This window comes from Streptomyces durbertensis (genome assembly GCF_014156695.1).
In the GTDB taxonomy this organism is placed as follows: Bacteria; Actinomycetota; Actinomycetes; order Streptomycetales; family Streptomycetaceae; genus Streptomyces; species Streptomyces durbertensis.
The window spans coordinates 1-11,902 of sequence record NZ_WMLF01000142.1 but is presented as its reverse complement, the minus strand read 5'-3'; the positions used below and the strand labels follow the sequence as shown (position 1 = coordinate 11,902).

At 73.9% G+C, this 11,902-nt stretch carries 10 protein-coding genes; 7 read left to right on the top strand and 3 right to left on the bottom strand.

Going from position 1 to position 11,902, the window contains the following annotated elements:
• Window positions 1-74 precede the first annotated feature (74 nt).
• Genes GL263_RS12190 through GL263_RS12170 form a run of 5 tightly spaced genes read left to right on the top strand, consistent with a single transcriptional unit; the run spans window position 75 to window position 4,695 of the window.
• Window positions 75-185: a keywimysin-related RiPP gene (locus tag GL263_RS12190; protein WP_182855681.1), complete on the top strand. Its 111-nt coding sequence runs from the start codon at window positions 75-77 to the stop codon at window positions 183-185.
• A 23-nt stretch (window positions 186-208) separates the two neighbouring features.
• A complete protein-coding gene (locus GL263_RS12185; RefSeq protein ID WP_182855680.1) occupies window positions 209-2,083 on the top strand; it encodes a lasso peptide isopeptide bond-forming cyclase in 1,875 nt (624 codons plus the stop codon).
• A 28-nt stretch (window positions 2,084-2,111) separates the two neighbouring features.
• Window positions 2,112-2,366 carry a lasso peptide biosynthesis PqqD family chaperone gene (locus GL263_RS12180; protein ID WP_182855678.1) on the top strand — a complete coding sequence of 85 codons (255 nt, stop codon included), beginning with the start codon at window positions 2,112-2,114 and terminating at the stop codon, window positions 2,364-2,366.
• The gene (locus GL263_RS12175) at window positions 2,363-2,797 is read left to right on the top strand and encodes a lasso peptide biosynthesis B2 protein (RefSeq protein WP_182855676.1); all 435 of its coding nucleotides are present in this window, start codon (window positions 2,363-2,365) and stop codon (window positions 2,795-2,797) included. The genes GL263_RS12180 and GL263_RS12175 overlap by 4 nt, the downstream gene beginning before the upstream one ends.
• Complete coding sequence (locus GL263_RS12170; protein WP_182855675.1) at window positions 2,794-4,695, top strand: ABC transporter ATP-binding protein; 1,902 nt, start codon at window positions 2,794-2,796, stop codon at window positions 4,693-4,695. The genes GL263_RS12175 and GL263_RS12170 overlap by 4 nt, the downstream gene beginning before the upstream one ends.
• 52 nt (window positions 4,696-4,747) lie before the next feature.
• Here GL263_RS12170 and GL263_RS12165 read toward each other — a convergent pair whose 3' ends face one another.
• Window positions 4,748-5,335: a TetR/AcrR family transcriptional regulator gene (locus GL263_RS12165; RefSeq protein WP_182855673.1), complete on the bottom strand. Its 588-nt coding sequence runs from the start codon at window positions 5,333-5,335 to the stop codon at window positions 4,748-4,750.
• Window positions 5,332-6,876: a 3-hydroxyacyl-CoA dehydrogenase gene (locus GL263_RS12160; protein WP_182855672.1), complete on the bottom strand. Its 1,545-nt coding sequence runs from the start codon at window positions 6,874-6,876 to the stop codon at window positions 5,332-5,334. Before GL263_RS12160 ends, GL263_RS12165 begins: the two co-directional genes overlap by 4 nt.
• Before the next feature lie 244 nt (window positions 6,877-7,120).
• Here GL263_RS12160 and paaN point away from each other — a divergent pair, with 244 nt between their 5' ends.
• Together paaN and GL263_RS12150 are read left to right on the top strand one after the other, a co-directional pair.
• Window positions 7,121-8,815: a phenylacetic acid degradation protein PaaN gene (gene paaN, locus GL263_RS12155; RefSeq protein ID WP_182855671.1), complete on the top strand. Its 1,695-nt coding sequence runs from the start codon at window positions 7,121-7,123 to the stop codon at window positions 8,813-8,815.
• Window positions 8,816-8,933: 118 nt separating this feature from the next.
• The gene (locus GL263_RS12150) at window positions 8,934-10,775 is read left to right on the top strand and encodes a hypothetical protein (protein WP_182855670.1); all 1,842 of its coding nucleotides are present in this window, start codon (window positions 8,934-8,936) and stop codon (window positions 10,773-10,775) included.
• Window positions 10,776-10,804: 29 nt separating this feature from the next.
• Here GL263_RS12150 and GL263_RS12145 read toward each other — a convergent pair whose 3' ends face one another.
• A complete protein-coding gene (locus tag GL263_RS12145; RefSeq protein WP_182855669.1) occupies window positions 10,805-11,650 on the bottom strand; it encodes a hypothetical protein in 846 nt (281 codons plus the stop codon).
• Window positions 11,651-11,902: the final 252 nt, after the last annotated feature.

Genomic DNA, 11,902 nt, shown 5'->3' with positions numbered 1-11,902 from the left:
GGGTGGGGGTGGACCGGGCTCCGGTTCGCCGCCGCCAGGGAAGTGGTGGTGACATCCGCAAGTGAGGAGAGGTCATGAAGAAGGCATACGAAGCGCCGACACTCGCCAAGCTCGGGACGTTCCGGAAGAAGACGGGGCTGCTCCAGCGCTCCGGCAACGACCGGCTGCTCCTGAGCAAGAACTGAGACCGGCCGATCCCTCCGACGTCATGACTGAACTGCACGAAAGTGCGGGCACGGGCCCCGGCGACGCGCACTTCGCGGTCTTCACCGACCACGAGGACGCGGCCGCCGTGGCCCGGTCCTCGACCGCTCCGGGAACGCGCGTCCTGGAGCACGCCTCCGGCCGGCCCTGGCTGGTGGGGCGGTGGCACGACCAGGACGTCGTGGCCGCGCGTGCCGGCCGGGCCGCCCTCGCCGTCATCGGATGCTGCCCCGTCGACGCCGCGCAACTGGAGCGGCACGCCGGGCGGTTGGGCGATCTCGCCGAGCTGGACGCGCTCGCGCGGTCGCTTCCCGGGAGCTTCCACCTCGTCGCCGCGCTCGACGGGCGGCTCAGGGTGCAGGGCACCGCGTCCGGGCTGCGGCTGGTGTTCCACGCGTCCGTGAACGGCGTACGGGTGGCGGCCAGCCGCGCCGACGTGCTCGCCGGGATGCTCGGAATCGAGCCGGACCCGGAGCAGTTGGCCGTTCGGTTGCTGTGGCCGGTGCCCCATCCGCTCGCCGAGGAGTCCATGTGGCGCGGCGTCACCGCCGTGCCGCCGCAGGACGCGTTGATCGTTGCCGGGGACGGCCGGACGGTACGCCACTCGCGCTGGTGGACGCCTCCGGAGCCGGTCCGTACGCTCGCCGACGGCGCCCCCGTCGTCCGGGACGCGTTGGCCGCGGCGGTGGACGTGCGCACCAGGCAGGGGGGCGTGGTCAGTTGCGACCTGTCCGGAGGTCTGGACTCCACCTCGGTCTGCTTTCTGGCGGCGCGCTCCCCGGCTCGGGTGATCGCCAGCACCTGGCCGGGCCGCGACCCGGCCGACACCGATCTGTACTGGGCCGAGCAGGCCATGCGCTCGCTGCCGGACGTCGAGCACGTCGTCTGGGACGCCGACGCCTCCCCGCTCGTCTACACCGATCTCCTCGCCGTCGACGATCTGCTGGACGAGCCGACCATCGGTGTCATGGACCGCTCGCGGGTCCTCCACCACCTGCCGAACATGGCCGGGCGCGGCAGTCGGCTGCACCTCACGGGGATCGGTGGCGACCATGTGGCCTGGTGCTCCGAGGCGTACTACCACCGCCTGGCGCGGACTCGACCGCTGTTCGCGCTGCGGCAGTTGCGGGGCTTCCGGGCCCTGTGGCAGTGGCCGCTGGGCGGCATGGTCCGGGCGCTGGCCGACTCCCGGCCGTACGGTGAGTGGCTCGCGGACCGCGGTGGTCGGCTGCGCGGGCCGCTGCCGGCCACCGTCGGCACCAGCCTCGGCTGGGGCATGCCCCCTCGCCTCTTCGACTGGATCACCCCCGACGCCGAGCAGGCCGTCCGCAGGGCGTTGGGTGAGGCCGCCGAGCACGCCGTCCCCCTTCACCCCGACCGGGGCATGCATGCCGACCTGGAACAGATCCGGGCCTGTACGCGCATCCTCCGCCAGTGGGACCGGATGGCGGCGCGGGCCGGGGTGCCGATGGCGTCGCCGTTCCTCGATGACCGGGTCATCGAGGCGTGCCTCGCGGTACGGCCGGGCGAACGGGTCACGCCCTGGAGGTACAAACCCGTCCTGACCGCCGCGATGCGCGGGATCGTCCCCGAGGCGTGTCTGCGGCGCACCAACAAGGCCACCGCCTCCAGGGACGCCGCCGACGGGCTGCGCGAACACCGCGCCGACCTGCTGGCGCTGTGGGAGGACTCTCGGCTCGAGAAGCTGGGCCTGGTCGACGGCGCGGCCCTGCGCCGGCTCGCCCAGCGGCCGGCCACGCCCGAGCTGCGCGAGGCGATCCTCTACTCGACCATCTCCGTCGAGGTGTGGCTTCGCGGCCTCGCCTCCCGGGCGCCCACGAGGCCCCAGCCCGCGCCCACGTCCGGCACCGGGCTCTGACACCTCAACACGGGAAGGCACGCGCATCATGGCACTGCGGTTCCGCGCCGACGTCTCCACGGCGGACACGGACTACGGCACGGTCCTCCTCGACGAACGCGCGGGGGAGTACTGGGAGTTGAACCCCACCGGAAGTGTGGTGGTCAGGACGCTGATGGCGGGCGGTGACGAGGCGGCCGCTTCCGACGCGCTGACGGCCGAGTTCGACATCGACCGGGCGCGGGCGGAGCAGGACGTCGCGGCGCTGTTGGCCGAGCTGCGGGCCTCGGGGCTGGCCGAATGACGACGCCCAGCGCGCTGGAGCGGCCCACCGGTATCCCCTTCGGGCGGCGCCTGGCCGCCCGTCTTGTCCTGCTGCCGGCCGTCGTGCTCTCCCTCCTGCCGCCCCGCCGTATCCGCGCCGCTCTGGAACGGGTGAGTCGTGGCGCCTCGCCGGCCACGGCGGCGCGGGCGCAGGCGGCGCGGGACGCCGTGTGCGCGGTGAGCCTGCGCTGCGCCGGGCCCAGGGGCTGCCTGCCGCGCTCGCTGGGCGCCGCGTTGCTGTGCCGGCTCTCGGGCGCGTGGCCGACGTGGTGCACGGGGGTGCGCGTGGTGCCGCCGTTCACCGCGCACGCCTGGATCGAGGCGGACGGCCGTCCCGTCGGCGAGGGCGTTCCCGACGGCTACTTCACCCGGCTCATCTCGGTCGCCCCCGGGAGCCGATCGGCCCGATGACCGACAGCGCCGTGGACCAGGCGCGGGTGGGGTCGGAGGGCGACCGTTCCACCCGGGCCGCGATCGCCACCATGTACCGCCTGACGGCCGGACACCGGGCGTCCGTCGTCGTCGCCACCGTGCTCACCCTGGTCGGGTCGGCCCTGGGCCTCGCCCAGCCGCTCGTCGCCAAGCAGGTCGTCGACGCGAGCGGCGGCGAACAGGTGCTGTGGCCGCTGCTGCTCCTCCTCGCCCTGCTGTTCGTCAGTGAGGCGGTGACGGGCGCGGTGGGGCGCTTTGTTCTGGAGCGCATCGGCGAGGGCGTCGTCCGTCAGCTCCGCCACGGCCTGGTCGCCCGGCTGCTCCGACTGGAGATGCGCGAGTACGACCGGCATCGCGGCGGTGACCTGATCGCCCGTGTCACCGCCGACACCACGGTGCTGAGGGAGGTGGTCTCCCAGGCGCTGGTCGACCTGGTGACCGGGATCCTCATCGCGGCGGGGGCGATCGCGCTGATGGTGTGGATCGACCCGCTGCTGCTGCTCCTGGTGGCCCTGACCGTGGCGCTGGCCGCCGGGGTCGTGGCGTCCCTGCTCAAGGGAATCCGCGCCGCCTCCGAGCGCATGCAGGAGTCGGTCGGGGCGATCGCCGCCGGCCTGGAACGCGCGCTCGGCGCGCTCCCCATGGTCCGGGTCCACCGGGCGGAGGACCGTGAGGCGGCCCTGATCGGGGAACGCGTCGATACGGCCTACGGCGCGGGCGTGCGGACCGCGAAGCTCGCCTCGATCATGAGCCCTGCGGTCGAACTCGCCGTCCAGGGCTCCTTCCTCATCGTCCTGGTCATCGGCGGCCTGCGGGTGACCGGTGACGCCAACTCGCTCGGCGACCTCGTCGCGTTCCTGCTCTACGCCTCCTACCTCGTGCTGCCGCTGTCCTCCGTCTTCCGCGCGGTGGGGCTCATCCAGCGCGGCATGGGCGCCTACCAGCGCATCGAGTACGCCCTGCACCTGCCGGTGGAGCCCACCGAGCCCGGCGTCCTGCCCAGCCAGGAGAGCAAGCGGGTGGCGGCGGTCGCGCAACCGGTCGCCCGGTCGCGCTCCCGGGTTCCCGTCGCCGTGCTGAGGGAGCCGGGCCGTACGGACGAGGAGGACGGCCGGGGCCGTACGGACGAGGAGGACGGCGAGGCGGCGCCGGCTCTCGCCCTGCACGACGTCTGCTTCGGGTACGAGCCGGGGCGTCCGGTGTTGCGCGGCGTCACCTTCACCGTCCCGCGCCGTGGCCAGACGGCACTGGTCGGCCGGTCGGGTGCCGGCAAGAGCACGATCTTCGCCCTGGTCGCCAGGTTCTACGAACCGGACTCCGGCCGGCTGCTGTTCGACGGTGTGCCCGCTGCCGAACTGAGCCGCGCCGCCTGCCGCCGACGTATCGCGGTCGTCGACCAGGACACCCACGTCGTGCACGGCACGCTGCGCGACAACATCACCTACGCCCAGCCCGACACCACCGACGCCGAGGTGCGGACCGTCGTCGAGCTGGCCAGGCTGGAGGGGGTCGTGCGGCGTCTGCCCGGCGGCCTCTCGGGTGTCCTCGGCCCTCGCGGCGGCACCCTCTCAGCGGGCGAACGCCAGCGGGTCGCGCTCGCCCGCGCCCTGCTCGCCCGGCCCTCCATCCTCCTGCTCGACGAGCCGACCTCGCATCTGGACAGCATCAACGAAACGATGCTGACCACCGTGATGAGGGACGTCGCCCGGGAGTGCGCCCTGCTGGTGATCGCGCACCGCCTCTCCACGGTTCAGCACGCCGACCGGATCGTCGTCGTGGACGACGGCCGCACGATCGCCCAGGGACGCCACGCGGAACTGCTCGACGCCAGCCCCACCTACCACAGGCTGGCCGCCGGGCAGAAGCTCTCCGAATGACGGGCCGGCCTGCTGCTCTCGGCACGGCGGCTCGGGCCGGGTGGCCCGGAGGTCAGACGCGGAGGCCGGCGAAGGCCATCTTGGCGACGGCGTCGGCGACTTCCTCGCGGGCGGCGAGGGTGCCGCGTTCGGGGCGGTACCACTCCACGATGGAGTTGATCATTCCGAAGAGGAGACGCGTGGCGAGGCGGACGTCGACGTCGGCGCGGAGGTCGCCTTCGGCGGCGGCCTGCTTGAGGAGCGCGGCGACCTGCTGGTCGAACTCGCGGCGGCGGGCCAGCGCCCAGCGCTCGGTGTCGGTGTTGCCGTGGACGCGCAGCAGCAGGGTGACGTAGGGGAGCTCCGCCATCAGGACCTCGGCGGTGCGGCGCGTGACGTGTTCGAGGCGGTCGACGGCGCGGCCGTGCACGGCCTCCGGCTCGTCGAGGATGGCGAAGAGGTGGTCGAGGGCGCGGGCTATCGCGCGGCGGAGGAGTTCCTCCTTGCCGCGCACGTGGTGGTAGATCGAGGACTTGGAGATGCCGGCGGCCTTCGACAGGTGTTCCATCGAGGTGCCGTCGTAGCCGCGCTCGTTGAACACCTGGACGGCGACGGTGAGCAGGCTGTCCGGGGTGTACGTGTCGCGCTTGGGCATGGTCATGATTCTGCCCCCTTGCGGCGGAGGAGCGCGCGGCCAGGTGCGTAGCGGCCGGTGGGGTACTCGCGGTGGAGGTGGTGGAGGACGTCGGCGACCCAGTCGGCGCCGAGGTCGTCGCACCAGCGGAGGGGGCCGACGGGGTAGTTCACGCCGAGCCGCATCGCGGTGTCGACGTCGCCGGCGCCGGCGACGCCCCGGCCGACGGTGTCGGCGGCGAAGTCGGCGAGCATCGCGACGGTCCGGGCGACGATCATGCCGGGCACGGGTTCGACGACGCTGACGGCCTTGCCGAGGGCCTGGAAGAAGCCGGTGGCCTCGGCGAGGTCGGCGACGGACGCGGCGTCGGCGGGGGCGAGCGCGACGCGGGTGGCGGTGCGGTAGTCGAGGGCGAGGTCGAAGTGGATCTCGCGGCCTCGGGGCTGGCTGCCGTCGGCGAGGCGGAGGAGGGCGCCGCCGGGGAGTTCGAGGCAGCCGTGGCGGGTGGTGTCGCCGGGGGTGGTGGCGCCCGTGGTGGTGGGTTCGGCGGCGGCGGACGCCTCCGGGGTGCGGAGGGGGATGCCGGCTTCGGTGGCCATCGCCGGAAGCGCGGCGGCGGGGCCGAGCCCGCCGTGCAGGACGGCGTACTCCGGCGCGGGGCAGGGGCGCGCGGTGTGCGGTTCGGGCCGGGACGCGCCGGGGGTGTGGTCGTACCAGCCGTGTCCGGTCTTGCGGCCCAGCCGCCCGGACTGGACGAGCCGGCGCTGGGCGAGCGAGGGCGTGAACTTCACGTCCTGGAAGAAGGACTCCCACACGCTGCGGGTCACGGACTCGTTGACGTCCTGCCCGATGAGGTCGGTCAGCTCGAAGGGGCCCATGCGGAAGCCGCCGGACTCGCGGAGGACGGCGTCGATGGTGGCCGGGTCGGCGGCCCGCTCCTCGTACACGCGGAAGGCCTCGGCGTAGAAGGGGCGGGCGACGCGGTTGACGATGAAGCCGGGGGTGTCGGCGCAGCGCACCGGGGTCTTGCCCCAGGTGGTGGCGAGCTTGACGGCGCGCTCGGCGGCGGCCTCGTCGGTGGCGTGCCCGCTGACGACCTCGACGAGGGGGAGCAGCGGCGCCGGGTTGAAGAAGTGCAGACCGACAAAGCGGCCGGGCAGGCGCAGGGCGGCGGCGATGGCGGTGACGGAGAGGGAGGAGGTGTTGGTGGCGAGCAGGGTCTCGTCGGAGACGACCTGTTCGAGGGCGGTGAAGAGCTGCTGCTTGGCGCCCAGGTCCTCCAGGATCGCCTCGACGACCACGTCCGCGTCGGCGAGGTCGCCGACGCCGTCGGGGCCGGTGTGGGCGTGCAGCCGGGCGGCGGCGGCCGCGCGCTCCTCGGCGTCGAGACGGCCCTTGTCGACGAGCCGGTCGAGCCGGCCGAGCACGGCCTCGGCGGCCTGCGCGGCACGGTCGGGGGCGACGTCGTGCAGCCGGACGGTGTGCCCGGCCAGCAGCGCGACCTGGGCGATCCCCTGGCCCATGGTGCCCGTACCGACCACCGCGACGGTGCCTGTGGCGTCCCGCATGATGCCCCCTGTTGGCTCGGCTGTTCCTCGGCTGTCGGCATGGCTCCCGGGCGCGCGGCCGTTGCGCGCCGACCGATCGTTCGGTCACTCTATCGCCGGAGGGTGACATCCCGCCCCTCCGGGCCCGGGGTCGTCGGGTCGTCGTGGCCGGTCCGGCCCTCTTGTCCCGACCGATCGTTCGGTTACCCTGGGCCCCAGTCCCGCTCGTCCACACCCCGGACTCTCGACGAGGAGATGGTCCCCGATGGCCGCCGCGCCCACCACAGTGCAGTTGATCGAGAAGCACCGCCCGACCCTGGACCGGGCCCTCGACACCATCCGCAGCCGCGCCTACTGGTCCCCGTACCCCGAGCACCCGAAGGCGTACGGCGAGGAGCACGGCACGCTCGACCCCGCCGCCGGCAAGGCCGCGTTCGACGCGCTGCTCGGCGGGCGCTTCGCACTCGACCAGCCCGGCACGGTCGGCTGGGGCGGCGCCGAGCGCTCCCCGTACGGCCTCGACCTGGGCGTGGAGTACCCGCTGGTCGACGTGGACGTGCTGCTGCCGGCGATGCGCGAGGCGATGCCGGACTGGGCGGCGGCCGGGCCCGAGGCGCGGGCGGCGGTGTGCCTGGAGATCCTGGCGCGGATCAACGCCCGCACCCACGAGTTCGCGCAGGCCGTCATGCACACCAGCGGGCAGGCGTACATGATGGCGATGCAGGCCGGCGGCCCGCACGCCCAGGACCGCGGCCTGGAGGCCGTCACGTACGCCTACGCCGAGCAGACCCGCACCCCGGAGCGGGCGCACTGGTCGAAGCCGCAGGGCAAGCGGGACCCGCTGAACCTGGACAAGACGTTCACCGCCGTGCCGCGCGGCATCGCCCTGGTCATCGGCTGCAACACCTTCCCGACGTGGAACGGCTACCCGGGGCTGTTCGCCTCGCTCGCCACCGGCAACCCGGTCCTCGTCAAGCCGCACCCGCGCGCCGCGCTGCCGCTCGCGCTGACCGTGCGGATCGCCCGCGAGACGCTCGCCGAGGCCGGTTTCGACCCCAACCTGGTCGCGCTCGCCGCCGAGGAGGAGGGCTCCCGCATCGCCGCGACGCTGGCCGTCCGGCCCGAGGTGCGGATCATCGACTACACCGGCTCCACCGAGTTCGGCGACTGGCTGGAGGCCAACGCCCGTCAGGCGCAGGTCTACACGGAGAAGGCCGGTGTCAACACCGTCGTCGTCGACTCCACCGACGACTACCGCGGCATGCTCGCCAACCTGGCGTTCTCGCTCTCCCTCTACAGCGGCCAGATGTGCACCACGCCGCAGAACGTGCTGATCCCGCGCGGCGGCATCAGCACCGACGGCGGGAAGAAGTCCTACGACGAGGTGGTCGCCGACCTCGCCGCCGCCGTCGACAAGCTGCTCGGCGACGACACCCGGGCCGTCGCGCTGCTCGGTGCGATCGTCAACCCGCAGGTCGGCGCCCGGATCGACGCCGCCGGGTCGCTCGGGGAGGTCGCGCTCGCCTCCCGGGAGATCGAGCACCCGGAGTTCCCGGACGCCACCGTCCGCACCCCGGTCATCGTCAAGCTCGACGGCGGCAAGGAGGACGCCGAAGCCGCGTACCTCAGCGAGTGCTTCGGCCCGGTCTCGTTCGCGGTGGCCGTCGACTCCACCGCCGACGCCGTCGACCTCCTGCGCCGCACCGTGCGGGAGAAGGGCGCGATGACGGTCGGCGCCTACACCACCGACGCCGACACCGAGCGGCTGGTGGAGGAGGCCTGCCTGACCGAGTGCGCCCAGCTCTCGCTCAACCTCACCGGCGGCGTGTACGTCAACCAGACGGCCGCGTTCTCCGACTTCCACGGCAGCGGCGGCAACCCGGCCGCGAACGCGGCGCTCTGCGACGCCGCGTTTGTCGCGGGCCGCTTCCGCGTGGTGGAGGTCCGCCGCCAGGCGTGAGCCTCCCTCCCGGTGGGGCCCGGCGGCACACGCGCCGCCGGGCCCCACCGCCGGTCGCCGCCCCGTGCGGCGCGGCCCGCGGTGTCGGGGCGTCACCCGGGTGGTCGATAATGCGGCCGTGACAGAGCAACCGCTGCCGCTGCCGGCGGAACACCGACCCCAGGGCGTGCGCGAGTGGCTGTCCGCCGACGCCCGCGAATGGCTGGCCGCCGCCCCCGGCCGCTGGGCCCGCCCGCAGTGGGCCGCGCTGGCCCTGCTCGCGACGTACCTCTGGGCCCTCCTCGACTCCCCGGACCCCGTGTGCACGGACAGCGCGCCGTGCCAGTTCGCCTGGTGGCCCGTCGTGCTCTTCGGGTTCGCGGTCCTCCAGCTCTACTGGCTGGTGCGGCAGCCGGTCGTGGCGCTGTGGGCGGTGCCGCCGACCACCGCCGCCAGCCTGCTCAACGACGAGGCGCTGGGCACCTCCTCGGACCTCTCGCGGCTCGCCGTCACCGCCGCCGCCGGCTTTGCCGTCGTCGGCCTGCTCTACCGGTTGGAGTTGGCGCGCCGCCAGCGCCACCTCGCCATGCGGGCCGCCGGCGACGCCCGCCACACGCTGCCGCCGCGCCTGGCCACCTTCACCCGGGGCCGGATCTCACTGGTCTTCGGGCTGGGCTGTCTGGCGCTCGCCGCGTTCGGCCTGTGGCGCGGCAGCGCCGCCGTCGCCGACGACAGCAGCCGCGCCGCCGCCGCGACCCGCGTCGAGGCGGAGGTGGTCGGCTACCGGGGGGAGCACCTGGCGGTCACCCTCCTCCCCGAGGGCAAGCGGCACCAGGTCGACGCCTTCGGCGACTACAGCAGGGGCGACCGGGTCACCGTGCTGATCGACGGCGACTGGAGCCGGCTGGCGGCCGAAGGGCCCGACATCGCCGGCTGGGAGATGCTGGTACTCGCCGGCGGTCTGCCCGGCCTGGCCTTTGTGGTCAACGCGCTGGTCGGCCGCCGCCGCGCCGCGCGGCTGCGCACCCTGCCGGTGCCCGCGCTGCGCGTCCTGATCAAGGAGAAGGCCGACGACCCACGGGTGTGGGTGTACGCCCACGACGACCGGTACGGCACCACGCCCGTCCTCACCTTCCACTCGCTTCCCGCCGACGAGGAGGAAGAGGAGGAGGCCGACGAGGCGGAACGCGCGCTGGACGGCGAGCACGCGGAAGGCGTCGTGGAGAGCGTGCTCGACGCGATGCGCGACCAGGCGCCGCCGGTGCTGCGCGAGGCCGTGCTGTACGGCGCGCCCAGCGTCGGCGCGGAGGTCGCCTTCACCGCCATCGGCGGCCGGGACCTGGACGAGATCGTCACCGAGTGCAGCGCCACCCCGGTCCGCGCGGTGGAGCGGCGGGAACGGCGCGGCCGGTACCGGTCACTCGCCCGCCTCGCGCTCGACCTGAAGCCCGGCGCCGCGCCCCGCGTGTGGTCGGCCGGCGGCTGGACGCGGCTCGTCGGTCTCGCCCTCGGCGCGTTCCAGGCCGGTGGCGTCTGGGCGCTGCTGTCGGACGGCTTCAGCTGGCAGTGGTTCCTCCTGCTCGGCCTGCCCGCCCTCATCGGCACGACCGCCACCGCGCTCAACTGGCGCCTCGTCGCCGACCGCACCGGCCTGTGGGCAACCGGCGGCTGGCGCATGCACCACGTGCCCTGGGAGCGGATCAGCTCCGTCCACCTCAACGGTTCCACCCTGGAGATCACCCAGCGCGGCGACGAGGAGCCCGCGACGCTCGAACCGGTCGGCTGGCCCGCACTGGAACGCCGCCTGAACGGCGGCGAGTCGGACACCGAACGCCTCGTCGCCGAGCTGCGCGCGATGTGCAACGACCCGTCGTTGCGCCCCACCGACGAGTCCACCCCGGCGCAACGCGGCACACCCCTCGGACCGCTCTTCACCCTCCTGCTCCTCGCCTGGGCGGTCACGGTCCTCCTCCTCCCGTGAGCCACCCGGCGCGGCGCTCGTGTGAGTTCTCAGGGGAGGTCGGGGCGGAGGGCGTCGGGTGACAAGAGGCGGAGGAGGGCCTCGGGTTCGTCCGCCCAGAGGTGGACCGTGCTCACCAGCCGCTCATCCTCCCTGGGGAGCGAGACCGGTACGGGACGGGTGAAGCGGACGGTGACGTTGCTGCTGCCGAAGACCTCCACGTGGAGGGCGTCGTCGTGGAACATCGCGACCCGCCGCTGGGCGCGTGACCGGTGATCCACCCGGACGCTCTCCACGCCGGTCAGCGGAACGGCCACGTCCACCGTCGCCGAGAACCTGATCCGCAGCCGGCCGTCGTGCACGGTCGTCGGGTAGGCGACAAGCGACGCGAAGAAGGCGGTGAACCACCACAGTCCGACGACGGACAGGACCAGCAGCACCACGCGGACGGTCGGCCACGGGACGGCGAGGTGCACCACGGCGATCTCGACAAGCGTGACGGCCAGCACCGCCCACAGGATCCCGCTCAACGCGCGGTGGTAGCCCACCCCGGCCCCGCCGGGCGGGACGTCACGCCGACGCAGGGCGAGCAGCAACAGTGCGCGCTGCAGCGCCAGTTCGGCGGCGATCAGCTTCCCCATCGGCCGGGGCAGGACGGCCTCGATCGCGCGCGTCGCGGCGGTGAAGCCGTCCGGCGCGTCGGCGCGCTGCTCCCGGTACACGTGCCGTACTCGCAGCGCGCCCAGCAACACGACCGCGAGGAGCAGCCCTTCGACGACCACCACGACCACCACGGCGTCGGCCAGCGGCACCGTGCCGGTCCACACCAGCAGGACCTCGGCCAGGACCACCAGGAGCGCTGTCCACTTGAGGAACGGCATCAGACGCTGGACCATCCGGGAAACCCCCACCTGTCCGGTCTCGGCGGACTTCAACTCTCCCACGCGAAGGCCCCCGGCAACGGCCGGAAGCAGACCACCCGTGCCCCCGCCCGACCTCGCCCCGGCGCGCACACACGCCGTCCGACTGCGGCCTCCCGACCCGACCTCCGCCGCCACGCGCCGGCGGTCCGGCGCGACTTCGGCTGGAAACGATCCCGCCGAAGCGCGGGCCGCGTGGTGTCAGGCGGCGGGTTCGCGGGTGGGGTC

Coding starts and splice junctions, on each gene's coding strand:
- GL263_RS12190 (WP_182855681.1), top strand. CDS start 75: ATGAAGAAGGCATACGAAGCGCCGACACTCGCCAAGCTCGGGACGTTC.
- GL263_RS12185 (WP_182855680.1), top strand. CDS start 209: ATGACTGAACTGCACGAAAGTGCGGGCACGGGCCCCGGCGACGCGCAC.
- GL263_RS12180 (WP_182855678.1), top strand. CDS start 2,112: ATGGCACTGCGGTTCCGCGCCGACGTCTCCACGGCGGACACGGACTAC.
- GL263_RS12175 (WP_182855676.1), top strand. CDS start 2,363: ATGACGACGCCCAGCGCGCTGGAGCGGCCCACCGGTATCCCCTTCGGG.
- GL263_RS12170 (WP_182855675.1), top strand. CDS start 2,794: ATGACCGACAGCGCCGTGGACCAGGCGCGGGTGGGGTCGGAGGGCGAC.
- GL263_RS12165 (WP_182855673.1), bottom strand. CDS start 5,335: ATGACCATGCCCAAGCGCGACACGTACACCCCGGACAGCCTGCTCACC.
- GL263_RS12160 (WP_182855672.1), bottom strand. CDS start 6,876: ATGCGGGACGCCACAGGCACCGTCGCGGTGGTCGGTACGGGCACCATG.
- paaN (WP_182855671.1), top strand. CDS start 7,121: ATGGCCGCCGCGCCCACCACAGTGCAGTTGATCGAGAAGCACCGCCCG.
- GL263_RS12145 (WP_182855669.1), bottom strand. CDS start 11,650: ATGGTCCAGCGTCTGATGCCGTTCCTCAAGTGGACAGCGCTCCTGGTG.